Source organism: Agrobacterium sp. S7/73 (assembly GCF_019355535.1).
GTDB classification, from domain to species: Bacteria; Pseudomonadota; Alphaproteobacteria; order Rhizobiales; family Rhizobiaceae; genus Agrobacterium; species Agrobacterium tumefaciens.
Genome location: NZ_CP072137.1, coordinates 1,525,467 through 1,548,924, shown reverse-complemented (window position 1 = coordinate 1,548,924; position 23,458 = coordinate 1,525,467). Strand labels below are relative to the sequence as shown.

At 60.2% G+C, this 23,458-nt stretch carries 19 protein-coding genes and 1 pseudogene; 12 read left to right on the top strand and 8 right to left on the bottom strand.

Annotated features, from left to right (window positions below; translation table 11 throughout):
- The first annotated feature begins 101 nt into the window (after positions 1-101).
- The 3 genes from J5276_RS22080 to J5276_RS22070 are packed head-to-tail and all read left to right on the top strand — an operon-like array spanning position 102 to position 4,424.
- Positions 102-1,733, top strand: coding sequence for a SulP family inorganic anion transporter (locus tag J5276_RS22080; protein ID WP_370647632.1), 1,632 nt, complete (start codon positions 102-104; stop codon positions 1,731-1,733).
- A complete protein-coding gene (locus J5276_RS22075) occupies positions 1,717-2,334 on the top strand; it encodes a ParB-like protein (RefSeq protein ID WP_013762270.1) in 618 nt (205 codons plus the stop codon). The genes J5276_RS22080 and J5276_RS22075 overlap by 17 nt, the downstream gene beginning before the upstream one ends.
- On the top strand, positions 2,331-4,424 hold the full coding sequence (locus J5276_RS22070; protein ID WP_174012303.1) for a mechanosensitive ion channel domain-containing protein: 2,094 nt from the start codon (positions 2,331-2,333) through the stop codon (positions 4,422-4,424). Before J5276_RS22075 ends, J5276_RS22070 begins: the two co-directional genes overlap by 4 nt.
- 24 nt (positions 4,425-4,448) lie before the next feature.
- Here the strand turns inward: J5276_RS22070 and purU are convergent, their stop codons facing one another.
- From purU to J5276_RS22040, 6 genes and pseudogenes are all read right to left on the bottom strand, one after another.
- A complete protein-coding gene (purU, locus tag J5276_RS22065; protein ID WP_065705836.1) occupies positions 4,449-5,333 on the bottom strand; it encodes a formyltetrahydrofolate deformylase in 885 nt (294 codons plus the stop codon).
- Between the two features lie 90 nt (positions 5,334-5,423).
- Positions 5,424-6,692, bottom strand: coding sequence for a serine hydroxymethyltransferase (gene glyA / locus J5276_RS22060; protein WP_019566911.1), 1,269 nt, complete (start codon positions 6,690-6,692; stop codon positions 5,424-5,426).
- Between the two features lie 17 nt (positions 6,693-6,709).
- Positions 6,710-7,264 carry a sarcosine oxidase subunit gamma family protein gene (gene soxG, locus J5276_RS22055; RefSeq protein WP_174012301.1) on the bottom strand — a complete coding sequence of 185 codons (555 nt, stop codon included), beginning with the start codon at positions 7,262-7,264 and terminating at the stop codon, positions 6,710-6,712.
- Positions 7,265-7,277: 13 nt separating this feature from the next.
- Positions 7,278-10,251, bottom strand: a pseudogene (locus J5276_RS22050) (sarcosine oxidase subunit alpha).
- The gene (locus J5276_RS22045; RefSeq protein WP_019566908.1) at positions 10,248-10,568 is read right to left on the bottom strand and encodes a sarcosine oxidase subunit delta; all 321 of its coding nucleotides are present in this window, start codon (positions 10,566-10,568) and stop codon (positions 10,248-10,250) included. The pseudogene J5276_RS22050 and the gene J5276_RS22045 overlap by 4 nt, the downstream one beginning before the upstream one ends.
- Positions 10,569-10,579: 11 nt before the next feature.
- Complete coding sequence (locus tag J5276_RS22040; RefSeq protein WP_003518155.1) at positions 10,580-11,833, bottom strand: sarcosine oxidase subunit beta family protein; 1,254 nt, start codon at positions 11,831-11,833, stop codon at positions 10,580-10,582.
- Positions 11,834-11,933: 100 nt separating this feature from the next.
- On the opposite strand from J5276_RS22040, the gene J5276_RS22035 reads away from it, so the two are divergent.
- Together J5276_RS22035 and J5276_RS22030 are read left to right on the top strand one after the other, a co-directional pair.
- Entirely contained in the window at positions 11,934-12,965 is a 1,032-nt protein-coding gene (locus tag J5276_RS22035; RefSeq protein WP_060642870.1) for a GlxA family transcriptional regulator, read from the top strand.
- Positions 12,966-13,096: 131 nt separating this feature from the next.
- Complete coding sequence (locus J5276_RS22030; protein ID WP_174012297.1) at positions 13,097-13,975, top strand: hypothetical protein; 879 nt, start codon at positions 13,097-13,099, stop codon at positions 13,973-13,975.
- A gap of 8 nt (positions 13,976-13,983) precedes the next feature.
- Here J5276_RS22030 and J5276_RS22025 read toward each other — a convergent pair whose 3' ends face one another.
- Positions 13,984-15,021, bottom strand: a complete 1,038-nt coding sequence (locus J5276_RS22025) for a LacI family DNA-binding transcriptional regulator (RefSeq protein WP_019566904.1) — start codon at positions 15,019-15,021, stop codon at positions 13,984-13,986.
- A gap of 139 nt (positions 15,022-15,160) precedes the next feature.
- On the opposite strand from J5276_RS22025, the gene J5276_RS22020 reads away from it, so the two are divergent.
- The 6 genes from J5276_RS22020 to J5276_RS21995 all read left to right on the top strand — a co-directional run bounded on the left by J5276_RS22020 (position 15,161) and on the right by J5276_RS21995 (position 21,334).
- Positions 15,161-16,195 carry a Gfo/Idh/MocA family protein gene (locus J5276_RS22020; protein WP_174012295.1) on the top strand — a complete coding sequence of 345 codons (1,035 nt, stop codon included), beginning with the start codon at positions 15,161-15,163 and terminating at the stop codon, positions 16,193-16,195.
- A 12-nt stretch (positions 16,196-16,207) separates the two neighbouring features.
- Positions 16,208-17,110, top strand: a complete 903-nt coding sequence (locus J5276_RS22015) for a sugar phosphate isomerase/epimerase (RefSeq protein ID WP_013762259.1) — start codon at positions 16,208-16,210, stop codon at positions 17,108-17,110.
- 68 nt (positions 17,111-17,178) lie between these two features.
- Positions 17,179-18,411 (top strand): sugar ABC transporter substrate-binding protein, encoded by a 1,233-nt coding sequence (locus tag J5276_RS22010; RefSeq protein WP_111800903.1) that lies wholly within the window; start codon positions 17,179-17,181, stop codon positions 18,409-18,411.
- A gap of 114 nt (positions 18,412-18,525) precedes the next feature.
- A complete protein-coding gene (locus tag J5276_RS22005) occupies positions 18,526-19,428 on the top strand; it encodes a carbohydrate ABC transporter permease (protein ID WP_003518164.1) in 903 nt (300 codons plus the stop codon).
- A complete protein-coding gene (locus tag J5276_RS22000; protein ID WP_003518166.1) occupies positions 19,425-20,252 on the top strand; it encodes a carbohydrate ABC transporter permease in 828 nt (275 codons plus the stop codon). The genes J5276_RS22005 and J5276_RS22000 overlap by 4 nt, the downstream gene beginning before the upstream one ends.
- Positions 20,249-21,334 (top strand): ABC transporter ATP-binding protein, encoded by a 1,086-nt coding sequence (locus tag J5276_RS21995; RefSeq protein ID WP_065658464.1) that lies wholly within the window; start codon positions 20,249-20,251, stop codon positions 21,332-21,334. Before J5276_RS22000 ends, J5276_RS21995 begins: the two co-directional genes overlap by 4 nt.
- Positions 21,335-21,403: 69 nt before the next feature.
- On the opposite strand, the gene J5276_RS21990 is transcribed toward J5276_RS21995, so the two are convergent.
- A complete protein-coding gene (locus J5276_RS21990) occupies positions 21,404-22,069 on the bottom strand; it encodes a transglutaminase-like cysteine peptidase (protein WP_038494889.1) in 666 nt (221 codons plus the stop codon).
- 258 nt (positions 22,070-22,327) lie between these two features.
- Between J5276_RS21990 and J5276_RS21985 the strand changes: the two genes are divergently transcribed.
- Entirely contained in the window at positions 22,328-23,344 is a 1,017-nt protein-coding gene (locus J5276_RS21985) for a DUF1402 family protein (RefSeq protein WP_003518169.1), read from the top strand.
- Positions 23,345-23,458: the final 114 nt, after the last annotated feature.

Sequence of the window (23,458 nt, the reverse complement as noted above, 5' to 3'; positions counted from 1 at the left end):
TGGGTGAACCTTCATCGCGTCGCGGGAACATGGTGGAGAATCGTGATCTTAACCGGTGGAATTGTCCTTGCCCTTATCACCGCCAATGCGGTTGCAATTCCATGCCCATGACACTCAACCGGCGCGATGTGGTGGCGGGGTTGTCGATTGCCGGCCTGATGTTACCGGAAGCGATCGCCTATTCGGGGATTGCCGGCGTTCCAGCCCAGCACGCCATCCTTGCCGCCATCATGGGCTGCATCGTCTATGCCATTTTTGGCCAGAGCCGTTTTGCGGTCGTCTCGCCCACATCCTCCTCCGCCGCAATCCTGGCGGCAATGCTTGCGACGCTCTCGGTCACACCAGCGCAAAAGATGCTGCTCGTTGCCATTACGGTCGCTCTGGTGGGCCTGCTGTTTCTGCTTGCAGCTGCCACGCGGCTCGGCGCCCTGTCGAGTGTGATCTCGCGCCCGGTGCTGCGCGGTTTTGCCTTCGGCCTCGCCATTCTGATCACCATAAAGCAATTGCCGAGCCTCTTCGGGATAAAGGCGCAGTCGGGCGAGCCGCTTTCCATTCTCCTGCAAATCCTCTCCCGCCCGCAGGACTGGAGCCTTGAAAGCATCGCCGTCGGCGTTGCGGCACTCGCCGTGCTGCTTCTCCTGCGCAGGAGCCCCGCCATTCCCGGCAGCCTCGTCGTCATCGTGGCAGGAATTGCCATCTCGATCCTGCTCAACCTTCAAAGTCGGGGCGTAGCCGTCGTCGGCCAGATCGATCTTGCCGGCATATGGGCCGGCCCGTTTTCGGTGTCGCTCGACGATGTCGCGCATGTTGCCCGCTTCGCGCCGCCACTCGTCCTCATCCTCTTTGCGGAATCATGGGGCACCATCCGAAGCCTTTCGCTTCGCCATGGCGAGATTGTCGATTCCAATCGCGAACTCAGAGCATTCGGGCTTGCCAATATCGCCAGCGCCGCCATGCAGGGTATGCCGGTTGGTGCGGGTTTTTCCGCAGGCGCAGCAAGCGAGGCGGTTGGGCCGCAAAGCCGGCTTGCCTCTGCCATCGCCGCAATCGGCCTGGCGGTCTTCAGCCTGCTCGCCGCCAGCTGGTTCGCTTTCATCCCGGAAGCAGTCCTTGCCGCCGTGATCGCCGTGGCGCTGCTGCATGCGCTCGACCCCGCGCCGATCATCCGTTTATGGCGGCTCGGCAACGACGCCTATCTGGCACTTGCCGCCGCAGCCAGCGTACTTGCCTTCGGTGTGCTAAACGGCATGCTTGTCGCCGTCGCCCTTTCCTTCGCCGTCTTCGTTCGCCGGCTTTCCCTACCGCATGTCATGCATCTTGGCCGGCTGGGCGATAGCCACGACTTTGTCGACATGGAACGCCACCCGGATGCGAAGGATGTGTCAGGCATGATTATTCTCCGGCCCGCACAGCCGCTTTTCTTCGGCAATGCGGAACCGATCCTTGCCGCCGTTACCAAATACATCGTTGCGCGGCCGGAACTGCACATCGCGATTGTCAGCCTTGAGGAAACATTCGAACTGGATTCCACAGCGCTTGATGCGTTGCTGGAGTTCGATGCAGCGATGCAGCGCAGCAGCATCGTGGTCTATTATGCGCGCATGCACGACCATGTGAAGGATCTGCTGCTTGCGGGCGGCGGATCCGACATGGTGGCGCGCAGCAATTTCAGTGTCGATGATGCCGTGACGGCGGCCATGCATCGGGAGGACAGCCATGTCACACAATCTTGAACCGCATCTGACCCCGGTTGAAATCACCTCACTCAAACCAACGCAGATGACAGTCGGTCTGCGCGAGGTGGAGGACAAGCGGCGGCAATGGGCCGCCATCCGTGAGGAAAAGGGAGCCGACTTCCTCGGACACCATATGGTACCCGTCGTCCTTGGTCACAAACAACGTCTTTATCTGGTGGACCACCACCACCTCGCTTTGGCTTTGCATGAGGAAGGCGTGAAACATGTCCTGACCAGTATCGTTGCCGATCTTTCCCATCTCGACCGGCAGGAATTCTGGTCGGTGATGGACCATCGCAACTTCGTCTATCCTTTCGACGTGGATGGCGTGCGCCATCCCATCGAAAACCTTCCCAAACGGATCGTCGATCTCAAGGACGATCCCTTCCGCGCGCTGGCCGGCGCGGTTCGCGACGCTGGCGGTTTTGCCAAAATAGACGCTCCCTTCAGTGAATTCCTCTGGGCGGATTTCCTGCGCCGCCGGGTGGGTGGCAAGAAGCTGCGACATTCCTTCGAGGACGCTGTGGAGGAAGCGATGCAACTGGCACGCTCGCGCGATGCGCGGCATCTGCCTGGATGGTGTGGAGCGGACCAATGACCACCCTTCCCTCCCTTTTCCGAGTGATGGCGGCTGCCATCGCAGTTTTCGTACTGGGCGCGGCGAGCCTGCCTGCGCAGGAACTGCCGCCGCCAGCGAGACCGGCCCCTACGGAACAGACGACAGAGCAGAAAGTCGACCAGTTGCTACAGCTTCTGGGACAGGACGATGTTCGTGCCCTTCTCACACAGAAGCTTGCGGCCGCCGGCACAGAGCAGCCGCCAGAACTGACGCCGCAGAGCCAGTTGAGCGATCTCGACCAATGGGCAAGCAAGCGGCGCGAACACCTAGGCCGCCTCGCAAGGGACCTGCCCGGCATGTCCACGCAGATCATCGCGGCGCTGGGAAGGCTTTGCGACGAGATCAGAAACTACGGTGCAGCCGTCTTTTTGCTGCACGTATCCATCCTGTTCGGTGCGGGCCTTGCCGGCGGCATTACCACGAACCGGATCATAGCGATGCAGGCCTCCCGCAGGAACGGCGCGGATATCGGCAAGGAGGCCTCGTCTGTCGTATCGCGGAGGCTTTTGCCCGTCTTCGGCTACGGCATTGCTGCCACCGCCATGTTCCTTGCCATCCAGTGGTCACCTTTGCTGAGCGCCGTTCTGCTGCCCTGGCTTGCAACCAGCATCGTGTTGCCGCTGCTTTTTGCCTTCACGCGCCTGCTGCGGCGGGTCGTTGGCCGTGAGGCCTATGCCCGGCGCGATTTCTGGATCGTCCGCTGGACATGGCTCCTGACACTTGCCGGCATTTTCTGGTCCCTGCTCAGGACGCTCGAAAATCTCGATGTCCCGCGTGAAACGCTCGGGCTTCTGTCCTCCGCCATGGTCGGGCTCCTGTTCCTGCTCGCATGCATCTGGATCTGGCGTCGCCCGGTCGGCGATCCGGGTTCGGAGCGGGCAAGGGCAATCGACGTCGCGTTGATCTTCAGCCTCATCATCCTCTTCGGGCTGCGGCTTGCCGGTGCCGGGGTCCTGTTCTGGATCGGGCTTTATGCGCTGGTTCTGCCCGGCCTTGCCTCGACGCTTGGCATCGCGGCGCGAAAGCTGGCAACCGACATCGGCACCTATGGGGAAAGCGATCTTCGCCCGGTACTGGTCGAGCGAGGCGTGCGGCTTGCAATCGTCGGGACTGCCATCCTGTGGCTGATCTTCCTCGTGCGCGCGCATCCGAATTCCCTGCCCGATGGCGCATTGCTGACGTCGATCGTCGTCGGCGTCCTGCACGGGGCGCTGATCCTGCTTCTTGCCGATCTCGTCTGGATCGCGATCAAGTCGATGATCGCACGGCGGCTGGAGTTGAGTACACCCGCCGGCAACCCGATGAGCGGCCAACCGGGTGTGGGCCAGCCGCAAGATGACCGGCTTTTGACCATTCTGCCGATCCTTCGCAACATGCTCGGCATCATCATCGCCGCGGTTGCGGTCATGACGGCACTTTCGGAACTCGGCGTCAATATCGGGCCGCTGCTGGCGAGCGCCGGCATCTTCGGCATCGCCATCGGTTTCGGTTCGCAGACGCTGGTCAAGGACATCATCAGCGGCGTGTTCTACATGATCGACGACGCCTTCCGCGTCGGCGAATACATCCAGAGCGGTTCCTACCGCGGCACGGTGGAATCCTTCAGCATCCGCTCGGTCAAACTGCGGCACCATCGCGGCCCGATTTTCACCGTGCCGTTCGGATCGCTCGGCGCCGTCGAAAATATGAGCCGCGACTGGTCGATCGACAAATTCCTCGTCACGGTCGCCTTCGATACTGACATTGCCAAGGTCCGGGCCATTACCAAGGAGATCGGCAAGGCGCTGAAGGAAGACCCGGAATTCGGACAGTTCCTGATCGAAACCGTCAAGCTGAAGGGTGTCGAGCAATTCGGCGAATATGGCATGACGCTTGGTTTCGGCATGATGCTGCGCGCCGGCGGGCAATCCTCCATGGTGCGCCGCAAGGCCTATTCGATGCTGAAGGATGCCTTTGCGCAAAACGACATCCAGTTCGCCAGCATGGCGGGCGCCTATCCCACATCTACACGAAGCGCGCGGCCACAGGAGCCCGAAGCAAGCGACGGGACGGGGCCGGTGGAAGAATAGGCCTCCGGCAACCGCGCCCCAACCTTATCCCATTCGTTCGGACATATATTCGCCCGGCGAAGCTGGAAACACCACGGTCTTGTTGCCGTTGAGGAAGACACGGTGATGGATATGGGCATGAATGGCGCGTGCCAGAACCTGGCTTTCCACGTCCCTCCCGAGGCTCACATAATCCATGCCGCTCTGGGCATGGGTGACGCGGATCGTGTCCTGTTCGATGATCGGGCCTTCATCGAGATCAGCGGTGACGTAATGGGCCGTCGCGCCGATCAGTCGCACGCCGCGCTCATAGGCCTGCTTGTAAGGGTTTGCGCCCTTGAAGGAAGGCAGGAAGGAATGGTGGATGTTGATGATGCGGCCAGACATTTCCTGGCACAGCCGTTCCGACAGAACCTGCATGTAGCGCGCCAGCACGACGAGTTCGGCGCCTGCATCGCGCACCACCTGCAGTATGGCCGCCTCGGCTTCCGGTTTCGTCTCCGGCGTGACGCGAATGTGGTGAAAGGGAATATCCTCGTTCACCACCTGCTTCTGGTATTCGAGGTGATTGGAGATGACAGCGACAATCTCCACAGGCAATGCACCAATGTGGGAACGGTAGAGCAGATCGTTCAGGCAATGGCCGAAGCGTGAAACCATGATCACGACTTTCGTTTTCCGCGAGAGATCATGGACATCGTATTCCATGTCGAAATCGGCGGCGACGGAAGCGAACCCTGCGACGAGAGCAGCGGGTTCCATCCCTTCCTCCGAAACGAAGCTCAGCCGCATGAAAAAGCGGCCCGTTTCCAGGTCGGTGAATTGCGAACTGTCGTTGATGTTGCAGCCGGACCGCGCGAGATATCCGGACACGGCAGCAACGATGCCGCTGCGTGCCGGGCACGAGACTTTCATGACATAGCTGGTCAAATCCTGCTCCCCTTGATGGATCAGCGATCGGGCACATTGGCGGTGATGCCGCCCTGCCCGATCATGGCTAACGAGACCGATAATAGCGTGTTACGCGCCGTAGATCGGGAAGTCCTCACACAGCGCTGCAACCTCGGCCCGCACGTTCGCCTCAATCTCAGCATTGCCTTCGGCACTGACAGCCAGCGCGTCGATGACGCGCAGGATCAGCACGCCGATCCGCTCGAATTCGGCCACGCCGAAGCCGCGCGTGGTACCGGCCGAGCTGCCGAGCCGGATGCCCGAGGTGACGAAGGGCTTTTCCGGGTCGTTGGGAATGGAGTTCTTGTTGCAGGTGAGACCTGCCCGCTCAAGAGCGATTTCGGCAACCTTGCCGGTAACGCCCTTCGGACGCAGATCGACCAGAACCATGTGGCTGTCGGTTCCACCAGACACGATCCCCAGACCGCCATCCGTCAGCACTCGCGCCAGAGCCTGAGCATTGGCTATGACCTGACCGGCGTAGTCGGCAAAGTCCGGCCGCAGCGCCTCGCCGAAGGCAACGGCCTTGGCAGCGATGACATGCATCAGCGGGCCGCCCTGATTGCCGGGGAAGACGGCCGAATTCAGCTTCTTTGCCAGATCGGCATCGTTGGTCAAAATGACGCCGCCGCGAGGGCCGCGCAGGGTCTTGTGGGTGGTGGAGGTGACGACATGGGCGTGCGGCACCGGATTTGGATATTTGCCGCCGGCGATCAGGCCGGCATAATGGGCCATGTCGACCATCAGCCATGCGCCAACCTCGTCGGCGATCTTGCGGAAGCCTTCGAAATCGATCTGGCGCGGATAGGCCGAGGCGCCTGCGACGATCAGCTTCGGCCTGGTTTCCAGCGCCTTTGCCCGAACCTTTTCCATATCGATCAGATGCGTCTCTGCATCCACCTCATAGGAGACGACATCGAACCACTTGCCCGACATGGTGACCGGCGAACCGTGGGTCAGGTGGCCGCCATGGGCCAGCGAAAGCCCCATGATCCGGTCGCCCGGCTGAAGAAGTGCCAGAAACACCGCCTGATTGGCCTGCGCGCCGGAATGCGGCTGAACGTTCGCAAACTCCGCGCCGAAAAGTTGCTTCAGCCGGTCGATGGCGACCTGCTCGACCTTGTCGACGAATTCGCAGCCGCCATAGTAGCGTTTGCCGGGATAACCTTCGGCATATTTGTTGGTCAGCACCGAGCCTTGCGCCGCCAGAACGTCGGCGGACACGATGTTTTCCGAAGCGATCAGTTCAATCTGGGTTTTCTGGCGATCGAGTTCCTCGGCGATGGCGTCAGCGATCACCGTATCCGAAACGGCATTATGGGACAGACGGTTGAGCATTGTTTCCTCCTCAAGGATCAGGCGATTTCGGCGGCAAGTTCCTTGCAGCCGGTTTCAAGCAAATGGCCGAGATGCGGCGCGAAACTGTTCCAGATATCCATACGGAAACCATCCGGCGCATCGCGCCACAGCACCACGGTCACGCCATCGAAAATCGTTCTGCGGGCCTCGCCAACCGCAATGGTGTCGATGTCGCGGGCACAGCCGAGTGTCAAAAGCTCGGCGGCGAGCGGCCCCTTGATCGCGAGCGTCACTTCCCTTCCGGAAATATCGACAAGACTATGCGGATGGCCGGCATAAACGCCAGCGCAGGCCGCAATCACCACGTCGACCGCGCCAACGGGAGCAAGGATCGTCCATTCGTCGGGGCCAAGGCGCACGGCCTCGATTTCGCCTGCAGCAGTGCGAGCGCCGATCCGGTCGGGCAAGGTCAGGCCAAGGGCTGTATTGAGCGGCACCAGATCGCCGCGCGCACGCAGCGACAGCCGCCCCTGCGCAGCCAATATGCTGACCCGGGCTGCTTTGCTCTCGGCCAGCGTGCCGGGAACGGGGGAGGAAACGCGCATGTTCATTGTCATCTCCGGGTCAGATCTTCAGGCGGGTGTTTTCGGGATCGACAAAGACCATCCCGGTGATTTTTGCGGCAATCGTGCGTTCGGGCATCGGAATATAGACGGTCTCTCCCATCCGCTCATGGCCGCCCTCGACCAGCGCCAGCGCAATCGGCTGGCCAACCGCATCCGAATGATAGGATGAGGTGACATGACCGACCATTTTCATCGGGATAGGCTGCTTCGGATCGAAGACAATCTGCGCGCCCTCTTCCAGCTTCGAGCGGTCTTCGGTCAGAAGACCGACGAGGTGACGACGGCCCTTGGCGACGAGATCGGGGCGCGCGAGGCCACGCTTGCCGACGAAATCCGGTTTGGTCTTGCCCACGGCCCAGCCCATCGCGGCATCATAGGGCGTGACTGTGCCGTCGGTATCCTGGCCGACGATGATGTAACCCTTTTCGGCACGCAGCACATGCATGGTTTCCGTGCCATAGCTGGCCGGCCTCCCACAGGATTTCCCAGAGTTTGCGGCCGAGCGGCGCGGGCACGTTGACTTCGAAGCCGATCTCGCCGGTGAACGACACCCGGAACAGCCGCGCCGGCATGCCGGCCACCGTGCATTCCGCGCAGGACATATGCGGGAAAGCCTCTTCCGTCAGCTCGACGCCCTCGACCAGCGGAGCGAGCAGCTTTGCCGCATTCGGGCCGTTCAGCGCAATGGTAGACCATTGCTCGGTGGTGGAAGTCAGCCAGACGTTGAGATCCGGCCATTCGGTCTGGAGGTAATCCTCCATCATGTTCATCACCCTTGCCGCACCGCCGGTGGTGGTGGTGACGTGGAAGCGATCCTCGGTCATGCGGCCGATGACGCCGTCGTCGCGAATGAAGCCGTCATCACCCAGAAGCAGGCCGTAACGGCAGCGGCCGGGCGCGAGCTTCGACCACGGGTTGGTGTACATGCGGTTCATGAACTCGACCGCATCCGGCCCGACGACCTCGATCTTGCCGAGCGTCGACGCGTCGAACATGCCGAGGCTTTGCCGCACCGCCCGGCATTCGCGGCCGACTGCCGCATCCATGTCTTCACCTGGTTTGGGGAAGTACCAGGCGCGCCGCCATTGGCCGACCGGTTCGTAAACCGCGCCATGCTCCTCAGCCCAGCTGTCGATCTGCGTCTTGCGCGTCACCTCGAAATGCTGGCCGCGATGATAACCGGCGAAAGCGCCGAAGGTCGTCGGCGTATAGGGTGGGCGGAAGGTCGTGAGGCCTACTTCCGGCTGGCGTTTGCCGAGCGCTTCTGCCGCGATGTTGAGGCCGTTGATATTGGACATCTTGCCCTGATCGGTCGCCATGCCGTTGGTGGTGTAGCGCTTGACGTGCTCGATGGAGCGCATGCCCTCGCGCACGGCCAGCCGCAGATCCTTTGCGGTCACGTCGTTCTGGTAATCGACGAAGGCCTTGGCCTTGCCGGCATCGCGATCGCTCGGCAATTCCGTCAGCGATACGCCGCTGCCGGTGCGGTCGTGCTCCACCGCATAGTCGCGGGTATCGCCCGTCTTGCCCAGGGCTGCAGCGATCTTCCGGCCCTGCTCGGCGCCATCCTTCAGCACCGCTTCAATGCCCCAAAGCCCGCGCCCAGCGCCGGCAATTGCACAATCCTCATTGGTCATGGCCGGCAGGAAGGTGGTCCGCTGATCGTCCCAGGCAATCTTGCCCTGCGTATGGGAAAACAGATGCAGCGACGGCGTCCAGCCGCCAGACATCAGCAACGCATCACAGGCGATTTCCTGCCCCGCGCCGACCGTGGAGCCATTCACCGGATTGACGCGGACTGATTTCACACGCAACCGGCCCGAAGTCGCCGTCACGGTATGCGACAGCCGCACCGGAATGCCGAGCGCGCGCGCCTCGTTCACCAGTTCCTCGCGCACCTTCGCACGGGTATCGACGATGGCCTGCACCGGCGCGCCTGCGCCATGAAGATCGAAGGCGGCATACCAGGCGCTGTCATGGCTCGTCACCACCACCGGCCTGTTGCCGACCTTGACGCCATAGCGGTTCAGATAGGTCTGGGCGGAGCCCGCAAGCATCACGCCCGGCCGATCATTGCCATGGAAGACCAGCGGTTTCTCGAGAGCCCCCTGCGCCAGCACCACATGGCGCGCCCGCACCCGCCACAGGCGTTCACGCGGCATGTCCTTGGTCACGGTCTCGAGATGGTCGGTCAGCTTTTCGCAAAGGCCGATCATGTTCTGGTGGTAGTAGGCAATCGCCGTCGTGCGGGTCATGACCCTGACGCCGCGCTCCTTCAGCGCCTTCAACTCGTCCGCCAGCCAGTTCCATGCTGGCTGGCCGTCGATCTGCGCCTGCGGCTCGGACAGCAGCGTCCCGCCGGCTTCGGCATTTTCGTCCACTAGCACGACCTTGAGACCATTGACCGCCGCTGCGCGCGCCGCAGCCAGACCCGCAGGACCGGCGCCGACGATCAACACGTCGCAATGCAGGTTGCGCGAGGCGTAGGTATCGGGGTCTTCTTCCGTGGGCGAGACGCCGAGACCGGCCGCCGCGCGGATGAAGGGCTCATAGACCTTGTTCCAGAAGCTCTTCGGCCACATGAAGGTCTTGTAGTAAAAGCCCGCCGAAAACAGCATATAGGCCATGTCGTTGACTGCGCCGATATCGAATTTCAGGCTCGGATATTTGTTCTGAGAGGTGGTTTCCAGCCCGCTCCAGATTTCCTGCACCGTGGCGCGGGTATTTGGCTCGAACCGGCCGGAGCCGCGGCGGGTGCCGATCAGCGCATTCGGCTCCTCGGAACCCGCCGCTACAGGGCCGCGCGGGCGGTGGTATTTGAACGAGCGGCCCATGAGATGTACGCCATTGGCGAGAAGCGCGGAGGCGACCGTATCCCCCTTTACGCCGCGATAGGTCTTCCCATCGAAGGTGAAGCTGACCGAGCGGGCGGCATCCACCCGGCCACGGCCGGGAACGCGATAGGAACTCATTTCGACACCTCGGAGCTGGCTGGTGCGCTGGATAGGGAGGAGAGATCAGGACGCGGCTCGCCTGCGCGATAGGTCGTCAGGAAACGGTCGCTCACCGTGTCGCGCACCGCATTGAAGAAGCGGCCACAGCCATGCAGGTGCCGCCAGCGCTCGAAATGCGGACCCCTGGCGTTTTCGCGGATGAACAGGAATTCTTCCCACTGTTCATCACTCTGAGATGAGGGGTCGGCCGCGCGCACGACATGGGCCTGCCCGGCATAGGTGAATTCGGCTTCGGGCAGCGTTTCATGGCAATAGGGGCAACGGATCAGCAGCATTGGTTAGCTCCTCAGTGCGCCACGGCAGCGGCGGCGGCCTCGTCGATCAGGCGGCCGGAGCGGAAACGCTCCAGCGTGAAAGGCGCGTTGATCGGGTGCGGTTCGTTTTTCGCGATGGTCCAGGCGAAGGTGTGGGCAGCGCCCGGCGTGGCCTTGAAACCACCCGTGCCCCAGCCGCAATTCACATAAAGCCCGTCGACCGGCGTCTTGCCGAGAATGGCAGAGCGATCCGGCGTGACATCAACAATGCCGCCCCATTTGCGCAGCATCCGCATGCGGTTGAAGATCGGGAAGATTTCGACGATGGCGGCGATCGTATGTTCGATCAGCGGCAGGCCGCCGCGCTGCGAATAAGAGGTATACTGGTCCGTACCCGAACCGATCACCAGCTCACCCTTGTCGGACTGGCTGATATAGGCGTGAACCGCATTCGACATGACCACGCAGGGGAAGATCGGCTTGATCGGCTCGGATACCAAAGCCTGCAGCGGATAGCTTTCGAGCGGCAGGCGCACGCCTGCGGTATCCATGACAACGGACGTATGGCCAGCGGCGGAAACCGCCACCTTCTTCGCCTTGATGAAACCTCGCGCCGTCTCGACACCCGCGACGGACCCGTCGGCGTTGCGGCGAATGGCGGTGACCGGGCAATTCTGGATGATATCGACGCCACGGGCGGCAGCACCGCGCGCATAACCCCAGGCAACCGCATCGTGGCGCGCCGTGCCGGCACGTTCCTGAAGCGCACCGCCCATCACCGGGTAGCGGGCGTTTGGCGATATGCTCAGCGGCGGACAATATTCCTTGCATTCTTCCGGGGTAAGCCAGCGATTGTCGACACCGTTCAAACGGTTGGAATGGATGTGGCGCTTGAAGCTCTGCACGTCGTGGACATTATGGGCGAGCATCAGCACGCCGCGCCGCGAATACATGACGTTGTAGTTCAGCTCCTGGCTCAAGTTCTCCCACAAATCGACGGCGTGATCGTAAAGACGCGCGCTTTCGTCGTAGAGATAGTTGGAGCGGATGATGGTCGTGTTGCGGCCGGTATTGCCGCCGCCGAGCCAGCCCTTGTCGATGACAGCGACATTGGTGATACCGTGCTGGCTGGCCAGATAATAGGCCGCACCCAGACCATGGCCGCCGGCGCCGACGATGACCACGTCATATTCGGCTTTTGGCTGACTGTCGGGCCATTGCTCGTCCCAGTTCTTGTGGCCGGTCAGGGCATTCCGCAGGAGATTGAAGGCATTAAAACGCGTCATGAGCGGGCCTGCTGGTTGGAACTCTCGGTATTCAAAAGCCTACGGAGATTTACAGCGGCCGGGCTGGACAATCGCGTCTGTTTGCGTGAATATTTGCGCCATGAGTTCTCATCGCGCCAAGAAACGCCTCAGCGTCGCCTTCCTGCTCGCCGACCGGTTCACGCTGTCGGCCTTCGCCAATTTCGTCGATGTGCTGCGTCTTGCTGCCGATGAGGCTGACCGTTCCCGGCCGATCCTGTGCGAATGGTCCGTGCTGTCGGCGACCCTAGGCAATGTGCAATCGAGCTGTGGTGTGAAGGTGCAACCGGATACGCGGCTCATCGACGCCGTGCATTACGACTATATCGTTGTTGTCGGCGGATTGATCAGCGACCACAGCGCCCTGCCGCCGGAGGCATTGCGGTTCCTGAAAGACCGTGCGGCAGCGGGCACTCCCCTTATCGGGCTCTGCACCGGCGTTTTCATTCTACATGAAGCCGGCCTGCTGGATGGTTATCGCTGCTGCGTCAGCTGGTTCCATCATCAGGATTTTCTCGACCGGTTTGACGCCGAGCAGATGGTCTCCGACCAGCTCTTCGTCGTAGATCGTAACCGCCTGACCTGTTCGGGCGGCCATGGTGCTGCGCATCTGGCGGCGTTCCTTGTTGAGCGCCATGTCGGCCAGTCGGCCGCCATCAAAAGCCTCAATATCATGATGATCGACAGTGCGCTAAGCGGCGAAAAACCCCAGCCCGGCCAGCAGAGCACCAGAACGGCAACCGATCCCCTGGTCAGAAAGGCGATCCTGCGCATGCAGCAGAACATCGAGGTTCCGAGAACCGTGCTGGAACTCGCGCGCGATCTCGGCCTTGGCCGACGCAGCCTCGAACGGCGTTTCCTTGGAGACCTGAAAGCAACGCCCTCCAAGGTCTATCTTGAGCTGCGGCTCGACCGCGCCCTTTCCCTCCTGCGCACCACGCGGGACCCGATCACCCAGATTGCGCTCGCCACCGGGTTTTGCGATGCCCCACACCTTTCCCGTACACTTCGTGCCGAGCGCGGCTTCAGCCCCAGCGAATATCGCAAAACGCAGATTGGCCACACGACAACGGACGAAGAATTCGCCGTCGGCGTGTTGTTGCCGCAACCTTGAGGCTTTGCTGTTCACCTGCGAAAAGTCGGGCCCTGCAAAAAATAGATCAACGTAATTGATATGGTCAGACTTGCCCGTACCGGTATAAAAGTCCTCGATCCTGTTTAGGGGAGCCGTGGGGGAGGTATGGGATGAATTCAGAGCGTCGTGGCGTTCTCGCGCTTTTAGGTGGCCTTGTGCTGGGAAGACCGTCTGTCGGCAAGGCCGCGAGCAACGTTCCGGCAGTTGCCCAATCCCGCTCCGAATACAAACCCCGCCATGTCCTTTGTTTTCTCGGCCCAGAAAATGGTCTGGCAGCGCTGCGGCAGAGCGCTCGCGCCGCTATCGATAAATTTGCCGGCGATTTCAGTCTCGATGAGGATTATTCGCAGGATGAACCGGACGACAGGATGGAACGCTCCTTCAATGTCTGCTGGGATCGTGTCGAGCCGGACGCCTATCAGGAGAGTGACGAGGAGGCAGTTGCAGGCCACGGCTCGGTTCTTTATGTGCTCGGCCCGTCAATGGCCGCGGAAACAGCCGTGGCGACCTGCGGTAAAGCCCTGATGTTCGTGCACCACATGCTCGATAGTGGCGCAGTTGCCGTAAAGGGTGAAAGCGCCGGCGTTGCCCATGGCGTGCAGCGGTGGAAGGAACTCTTCGAACAGTCGCGCCGTAACGCGACCGCAAACGACGCCCTGGCATTCGCCAGAACCTGCCGTCTAGCCTTCGCGCGCCGGCCCATCGGCGGCGATGCCGACGGAATGGGGAGCGTCGGCTTTCATCTGGTCGGATTGCCTGACGTGGAGATACACTTCACCCGAAAAGACCAGCAGCAGCCCTCAACCAATAGCGAGCAGCTGAAGATCGCCGCGCTGATTGACGATATTGCCGATCAAATGACCCGCGACGGCGTTGAAGCGGCCTTGAAGGATCGTCGTGCCGACCTGTCCGATGACACGCGGTATGAGGAGGACGAATATAAATTCAATCCGTTCGGCGTTGCGACCATTCGAGACCACAAGTTTTGACGCCACGCCTATAATGATGGGGGGCCTGGGTCGCTCTCTCCGGCGACAAGCTGCATCGGCCAGACGCAGTAACGCGCCTGATTTGGGTAAAACGGCGCATAGGCCGGCATGGTAGACAGAAGCGTCTGCGCGACCATTACGCCGAGATCGTGCAGGGACATGCGGAAACTGGTCAATCGCGGTTCGAGAAACTGGCCGCGTGGACCATCACGAAAACCGATGACCGCAAGATCCCGTCCCGGTTTCAGACCCACTTCCGCCAGACGGCGATAAAGGCCAAGGGCCATCAACTCATAGATCAGCACAAGCGCGGTTGGCCGCGGCCGCATCTGTAGCCACTCGCTGGCGGCGTGATATCCGCCCTGCTCGCTCGATTTCGCCCGGATGACCAGAGAAGGATCGTAAGCAATGCCGTTCTCCTCCAGTCCACGCCGGTACCCGTCCATGAAAACATAACCGAGATTGACGTCGCTATCGGGTGCAGCAACCGCAATGGTGCGATGGCCGGCAGCGGCGAGCCGGTTGACGGCACTGCGCGCAACCTCTTCGAAATCGAGATCGATCCACGCGTGATCGGCGCTGGAAGAGGTGCGGCCGAGCGTTACGAAAGGCAAGCGGGTCTGCTTTAAAAAATCGACACGCTTATCGACACGGCGGGTCGAGGAAATGATCATCGCATCCACCATGCGGCGCGCCACCATGCGCTTTAGATATTCGTCCGGGTCTTCCTCACCGGGACACGGCAGAACGATAAGATCGAGATTGTGAGCGGAAAACACGCTTTGCAAACCATCCGTCACTCCCATGAAGAAGTTGTCGGAGTTCTCCACCGTCTGCGCGTCGCTGCCGGTCATCAGGCCGATGACGTTAGTCGTCCCCTGCCTGAGGCTGCGGCCTGACTGGTTTGCGACATAGCCAAGTTTTTCCGCGGCCTCCAGAACACGCCGCCGCGTCTCCTCGTTAACGTCGGGCTTGCCGTTCAAGGCACGGGAAACGGTGCCTATCGATATCTCCAGATAATCGGCAAGCTGACGAATTCCTTTCATGCACTCCCCCTCCTGAGCCGGGTACCAAATATGGGTCCCCAATAACGGTATTGACATATCTAACATGATCATCCTAGTGTCGTAAACGTTTACGATGCTCTGCGCAAAGAGGAGTTTGCCCAGAGAGCGGGGAGAGAAGATGACATACAATGCCGTTTTATGCGGGTGCGGAGCTATGGCCAGAGGCTGGCTGCGCGCCATTCAATCGACGCCGGACATTCTCGGCGCGATCAAGATCGTCGGGTTCGTCGATCTGAACGAAGACACGGCACGCGCGCTTGCCGAAGAATTCTCCCTCACCGACGTCATCATCGGCGTCGATCTCCGCGATGTTCTCGCACGGACCAAAGCCGACATCCTGTTCGATGTCGTCATCCCGCAGGCACGGTATGCCGTGGTTGAAACCGGTCTTGCAGCCGGGTGCCATGTGCTCAGCGAAAAGCCGCTTGCGGCCTCGATGGAAGAAGCCGAAAAGCTGGTGGAACTGGCGGAAAAGGCCGGAAAAATTCATGCTGTGGTGCAAAACCGGCGCTTTATCTCCGGCATCCGACGGCTGCGCCGGGCCGTGGAAGACGGCATTATCGGTGATTTGACGGCCATTCACTGCGACTTTTTCCTCGGGCCCCATTTCGGCGGTTTCCGCGAGGAGATGAAGAACGTTCTTCTTCTCGACATGGCGATCCACACTTTCGATGCGGCGCGTTTCGTCGCCGATGAAAAGCCGCTCTCCGTGTTTTGCGTGGAGAAAAATCCGGCAGGCTCCTGGTACGCCCACGGGGCAAGCGCCAATGCCATATTCGAATTCTCCAACGATGTGGTGTTTACCTATCGCGGCTCCTGGTGCGCGGAAGGCGAAAGAACCAGCTGGGAAGCCCGCTGGCGGCTGATTGGCTCCAAAGGAATGATCCTCTGGGACGGCGAAGACAATTTCTCCGCATCCGTCGCCGGCGAAGAGCCGGGTCTTCTACGCGGATTCAAAACCGTAAACGTTTCCGATAGTATTTCCGAGAAGGATACGCACGGCCACGCCAGCGTCATACTCTCGTTTCTTCAATCCATCCGTACCGGCCAGATGCCGGAAACGGCCTCCTTCGACAACATCAACAGCCTGGCAATGGTGATCGGCGCGATTGAAAGCGCCCGCATCGGCCAGCGCGTTTCCATCGCAGCATAAGGACCGACAGACGTGAGCAATCCGGCAAAATCCATCCGCATCGGCACCATGGTCAGCGCCACCAAGGGACAGGCGGCTGAACGCATCGGGCAGATAGCCGATCTTGGTTTCGAAAGCTTCGAACCGTTCTTCTGGCAGACGACCAACGGCCAGGACCTTGCCGAGCTTGGCAAGCGTTCACTTGACGCGATCGGTGACCGCGACATCACCATCGGCACGCTCGGCATGTTCGGCAATCCGCTGGAGGAAACGGAAATCGACCTTCAGACCTTGCAGGGCTGGAAAGACTGCATCGACAATGCTCATCACTTCGGTGCCACCTGCGTTGCCGGTTTCACCGGCCGCCTGCGCGGAAAGCCGCTGCCCGAGAGCCTGCCCCGTTACAAGGAAATCTGGAGCGAGCTTGCCAAACGCGCAGCGGACAAGGGCGTGAAAATCGCCTTTGAAAATTGCGCCATGGACGGCAACTGGCAAACCGGCGACTGGAACATCGCCCATAATCCGGATGCGTGGGAACTCATGTTCAACGAAACGCCGGACGAGAATATCGGCATCGAATGGGAACCCTGCCACCAGATGGTTTATCTCATCGATCCGCTGCCGCAGATCCGCAAATGGGCGGACAAGATTTTCCACGTGCACGGCAAGGATGCGACCATTCGTTGGGATGTCATTCGTGAGCATGGGATTTTCGGCAAGGAAAAATTCGTCTTCATGCGCACGCCGGGCTTCGGCGACAGCAACTGGACGGACATTATTTCGGAACTGCGCCTGGCCGGCTGGTCCGGCTCGATCGACATCGAAGGCTGGCATGACCCCGTCTATCGCGACGCGCTGGAAATGACGGGACAGGTACACGGTCTGAACTATCTGAAACATTGCCGGGGCGGCGATTTTGTCGTCGATCCCACCTGAGGAATGGAAGCCTTTGGGAGAAGGCTTCCAGTAATTGCAGAGACGATAACCAAGAGGAGGAGATTATTATGGGTATCGCGAAATGCATGATCGCCGGTGCGCTTGTTCTGGCAGGCGTATCCGCCGGTGCGATGGTGGCGCATGCGGAAGATGTCACCTTGACCCTGTGGTCGCTGGACAGGGACATCCAGCCGGCACCCAACCTCGTAAACGAGTTCAACAAGCTCAATAACGGCATCAAGATCGAATACCGGCAATTGCAGTTCGATGATGTGGTGAGCGAATCCATGCGCGCCTACTCGACCGGCAACGCGCCCGATATCATCGCCATCGACAACCCAAACCACGCCATGTTCGCCGCACGTGGCGCGTTTCTTGACGTGACGGATATGATTGCGAAGTCGGACGTCATCAAGACGGCAAACTATTTTCCGGGCCCGCTGAAATCCGTAACCTGGGATGGCAAATATTTCGGCGTTCCGAAGGCGACGAATACGATCGCACTCTATTACAACAAGGACCTGTTCAAGGCAGCCGGTCTCGATGCGGCAAAACCGCCGCAGACCTGGGACGAGCTTGTGGGAGCTGCCCGCAAGCTGACCAACCCCGCCAAGAATGTTTACGGCATCAGCTTCAGCGCCAAGGCCAACGAGGAAGGCACCTTCCAGTTTCTGCCATGGGCGCAGATGGCCGGCGCCACCTACAAAAACATCAATACCGATGGCGCGGTGAAGGCGCTTGAAACATGGAAGACCCTTCTCAGTGAAAAGCTGGCCTCGCCGGATACGCTGACGCGCAGCCAGTGGGATTCCACCGCCACCTTCAACGCCGGCAACGCGGCCATGGCGATCTCCGGTCCTTGGGAAATCGACCGCATGCTCAAGGACGCCAAGTTCGACTGGGGCGTGACGCTACTGCCGGTTCCGACGCCGGACGCGCCGCGGTCTTCGGCCATGGGCGACTATAACTGGGCGATCTTCTCCAAGAGCAAACATCCCGCCGAAGCCTTCAAGGCCATCGAATTTTTCGCCTCGCAGGACAAGGACATGTTCAAAAACTTCGGGCAATTGCCGGCGCGTTCCGATATTCCCGTTCCGCCCACCGGCAACGCGCTGAAGGACGAAGCGCTCAAGACCTTTATCGAGCAACTCAAATATGCGCAGCCGCGTGGTCCCTCGCCTGAATGGCCGAAGATTTCCAAGGCGATCCAGGACGCTATCCAGGGCGCCCTGTCGGGTCAGATGACGCCGAAGGCCGCGCTCGATCAGGCCGCTGAAAAGATAAAGCTGATCGAAGGCTGATCTGTCTGGGCGGGCGGCCGGGTTCACCCGGCCCCATCCAAGGGGTTCCTCCCGGTGGGGCTGCCTGCTGCTTGATGCAGCGGCGGCCCCGATCGGAGCTTGTGAGGATGTTTCATGAAAAAACTGTTTTCCAGCGTCAGCGACGGTCGTGGTTTTGACCTCATCCTTGTCGCTTTTCCTTTGGGCTTCCTGTTCGTCATGGCGGGGCTGCCGCTCATCTACAACATCGTCATGAGCTTTCAGGAAGTCGACATGTTCAGCCTGGGCACCTTCGTGCGCCCCTTCGTCGGCTTCAAGAATTATATCGACCTGTTCCGGCAACCGGAAACATTGCCGATCCTTTTCAACACCGTCACCTTTGTCGTCACCTCGATTGCCGGGCAATTTGCCATCGGCTTCGGTCTGGCGCTGTTCTTCTGGGTGAACTTTCCCGGCGCCACCTGGCTGCGCGGGCTGTTCCTCGTTTCCTGGGTCATGCCCGGCCTCGTCGTCGGCGCGATCTGGAACTGGATATTGTCAGGCGATTTCGGCGTGCTGAATTTCTTCCTGCGGGAAAGCGGCATGATCTCAGGCAATATCTTCTGGCGATCCGACGCGAATTTTTCGCTCTGGGCCGTGGTCATCGCCAATATCTGGCTCGGCACCTCGTTCAACATGATCCTTCTTTCTGTCGGCCTCGCCTCCATCCCCGGTGATCTCTACGAAGCGGCGGAGCTGGATGGCGCGAACGCCTGGCAGCGTTTTTACACCATCACCCTGCCGATGATGCGTTCCACCATCGGCGCGATCATCTCGCTCGGCCTGATCTTCACGCTTCAGCAGTTCGATCTTTTCGCGGCCATCACCGATGGCGGGCCCAACAACAGTTCCAACGTGGCGCAATATTGGGCCTGGGATCTTTCGTTCCGGCAATATGATTTCGGCAAGGGCGCGACGATCTCCGTCATCATGATCGTTTTCGTCATGCTGGCTTCCGTCGTTTATGTGCGCTCGACACGGCATGAGGTGCGCGGATGAGTATCACGACCCGCAACCGGTTGATGCTGGCAATCGCCATCGTGCTTGCCGTCATCTATCTCTTTCCGCTCTACTGGATGTATCTGACCTCGCTGAAAAGCGGCTCGGAGATGTTTGCGAACCCGCCGGGCTTCTGGCCGGCCGATCCGCAATGGCAGACCTATGCCTATGTCTGGGAAAGCCGCAATATGGGCCGTTATCTGTGGAATTCGGTGCTCATCGCTTCAAGTGCCGTGGCGCTCATCACCGTGCTTGGCGTTGGCTGCGCCTATGTGCTGGCGCGCTATCGCAACGTCTGGGTTGATATCGGCCTCTTCCTCATCCTCATGCTGCAGGTTCTGCCGGCGTCCCTGATGATTACGCCGATCTTCGTCGGCTTCTCGCAAGTGGGTCTGCTGGATTATCCCCGCCTGTCGGTCATTCTCGCCATTGCGGCGAAAAGTATGCCCTTCTTCGTGGTGCTGGTGCGCGCAACCTTCATGGCGGTGCCGCAGGAGCTGGAAGAGGCAGCGCTTGTGGACGGCAATTCCCGCGTCGGCGCCTTCTTCAACATCGTGCTGCCGCTTGCCAGAAACGGCATTCTCGTCAGCGCCATTCTCATTTTCATGCAGGCATTCGGGGAATTCGTCTATTCGAAATCGATGATCCAGGCGGCTGAATTGCAGCCTGCCAGTGTCGGCCTCAATTCCTTCATGGGCCCCAACACCAGCGAATGGAACAACATCATGGCCTATGCGACCATGTATGTGACGCCCATTCTTGCCCTGTTCATTCTCTTGCAGCGCCGCATCGTTTCCGGCCTGACATCGGGAGCGTTAAAATGACCCTTCAGATCGAACTTTCCGGCGTAAACAAATATTACGGCGCCTTCCACGCGCTGAAGAACATCCATCTTTCCATCAAGAAGGGCACCTTCGTCGCCCTCGTCGGCCCGTCCGGTTGCGGAAAGTCCACCTTGCTGCGTTCGCTGGCGGGGCTGGAAACCATATCGAGCGGCGACATGCGTATTGCAGGCACTTTGATGAACGGTGTGCCGCCGCGCAAGCGCGATGTGGCGATGGTGTTCCAGTCCTATGCGCTCTACCCGCACATGACGGTGGAGGAGAACCTGACCTACTCGCTGCGCATGCGCGGCGTGGCAAAATCGGAAGCCCGCAAGGCGGCAGAGGAGGTTGCAGCCACCACAGGCCTGTCAAAGCTGATGAAGCGCTATCCGCGCGAACTTTCCGGCGGGCAGCGCCAGCGTGTGGCGATGAGCCGCGCGATCATCCGCAACCCGCAGGCATTCCTGTTCGACGAACCGCTCTCCAATCTAGACGCGGCCCTGCGTGTGCACATGCGCAAGGAAATCCGAGCGTTGCACGACCGCCTCCACGCCACCTCGGTCTATGTCACCCATGACCAGATAGAGGCGATGACGATGGCGGATCACGTCGTCGTCATGCGCGACGGCGTGATCGAACAGCAGGGCACGCCACTGGAATTATACGACCGCCCGATCAATCGTTTTGTTGCTGGCTTCATCGGTTCACCGGCAATGAATTTCATTCCGGCAACGGTCAGCCCGGACGGCGCGGCGCTTCAGCTGCGTTTCAGTGAAGGCGAGCCGCAGCAGTCCATCAAAAACCCGGCTCCCTTATCGCCCGGCAAGCGTGTCATCGTTGGTATCAGGCCGGAACACATCCGGCCGCGAACCGCAACCGGCGCGGCGCTGACGTTACCTGTTTCGGCCGTGGAAACCACAGGTTCGGCCACCTTCCTCACCCTTGGCACATCGACCGAAGTGGTCATCGCTATACAGGGACGCAGTGAGGTCAGGAGCGGCGAAGTCGTCGGCCTCGACATCAACCCGACCGACCTGCATTTGTTTGATGAAGAGACCGGAGCCGGCCTCGGAGGCCGGTGAAACGAACCACCGGGCATATCCGGACCGGACGGCCCTTCGGGGCTTTCCGATCCGCACGAGGCGAAATCTTCAGCGCCCCATGATGATGTCGAGGATGTTGCGGCGCGCGGTTGCGGAGGTGGCGGTGGCCCGGCCAACCTCGCGAGCGGCGATGGCGGGCGAACCGGAACCTTCAATATCCACCCATCGACCGGCATGTTCCGTGGATTGACGCTTGAGATAGGTATAGGGCGTTTCGTCCCAGCGAAAGATCTTCGATTTCATATTGTCGAGAATGAAATCTCCGCGGTCCGTTCTCACCGTGAGGATGGCATGGCCATCGCCTTTTTCGTCGCGGACAACGGTGATCAGCAGATCGGAAACCGGGAAACCGGCATCCATAAGCCGTTTCCGTTTCTCCAGCGTGAGGTCCTCGCAGTCTCCCGCGCCGTTATAGGGATACTCCCAATAGTCCTCGTAACCCCACACTTCCATGTCGGAACGCTGGTCGATTTCGATATTGACTGCGCTGTTGATCGAAACAAGGGTAGCCCAGACATCAGGCGTAAGACTGAGCGGCGGCATTTCCTTGACCGGCTGACATTCATCCGTATGCCGCTTGCAGAAATCGTAATGCCCGATGGGCTGCGACGTGAACTTGCCAGTCTGCATCGAAGGAGACGCCTGCACCGGCGCAGCGAAACCCGCGACGGCCAGAATGAAACATGCTTGCAGCAATTTGATGAGATGGGTCATGTTCGTCTCCTGACGACATGACCTACCGGTGGCGATTTGAGTTCACATGAAACAAAATGCTCGACTTTTAACGAACCCGATAATTCCGCTCCCGATGGTCCCGACAACGAGCGGCGTTGACTGGGATAACGCCGGGGGAGCCACGGCATCTGAACGGTCAGCAACGGTAAAGTGAGCAGCGGGAACTTGCCACGCCGGGGCGGCCTGCCTATGAAGAGGCCGTCACGCAATAGTAATCCACATATTAGAGAACGCTGCATGAGCCTGTTTGCGAAGACCACCCGCGCGGCCGCTGTCATTCTGGCACTGGCCTGCCTGCCCTCAAATGCCGCAGCGCAGCAGATGGTCGTCGTACCTCCCGGAAACCGCTCCGCCCAACAGCCGGAAATACCCCAGGCCTCGGCGATCAGGACCAGGGCGTTTTCCACGACCTATGAGGAAAAATTCCGCAAGACGGTCGATCTTCTAAACAGCGAACCCGGTCTACTTGGCAAGATCAGGAAGGCGGGAGCGGCCTATGGCATCGATCCTATCCATATCGTCGGCGCTATCGTTGGCGAACACACTTTCAACGTCACCGCCGTGGACCGCCTGCAGACATATTACGTCAAGGCCATTTCCTATGCGGAACTCGATATAAAATTCAGCTATCAGGGCGTTGCCCTGAAGACGTTTCTCGAGCGTCCGGAATTCCGCTCCTGCGCGACGCTTGCCACGACATCCGAGCAATGGAGCTGCCGCGATATCGTTTGGGATGCAAGTTTCCGCGGCAAGGTCGTCGATGGCGTGAGCTATGAAGCGATTTCGTTCCAGCGGGCCTTCTTCCAGCCCTTCTATGCCGGACAGACCTTTGGTCTTGGCCAGATCAGCCCGTTGACGGCGCTGCAGGTTACCGATCTCGTAAACAGAACCAGTGGTCTGCCGAAACTCTCCGCCGACAGGCCGAAAGAGATTTACCGCGACGTCATGGATCCTGACCGGAGCATCATCTACATCGCCGCTATCCTTCGAGATTCCATCGACGCCTACAGGGAAAAAGGCTTCGACATTTCCGGCAATCCCGGCATCACCGCCACCCTCTACAATGTCGGCCAACCCCGGCGTCGCGCCGAACGCCTGCGGACGGCCGTGGATGCAGGCGCAAAGAACCTCCTGCCGGTTGAAAACTACTATGGATGGCTTATCAACGAGCGCCTCGACGTTCTGAGAGGCATCCTCGATGGCAAGGCCATCGACAAGCGAACCACCTCGGATATCGGCGAAAAAACGCGATAATGCCCTTGCAGGGAGGATTGCAAATCCGCCTCGCAAAGGATGATGCACGCAAAACGCTTCCCCGACCGCCCGGAATCTGCTACTGCCACGTGCACAAGAATTGACTGATAGTGG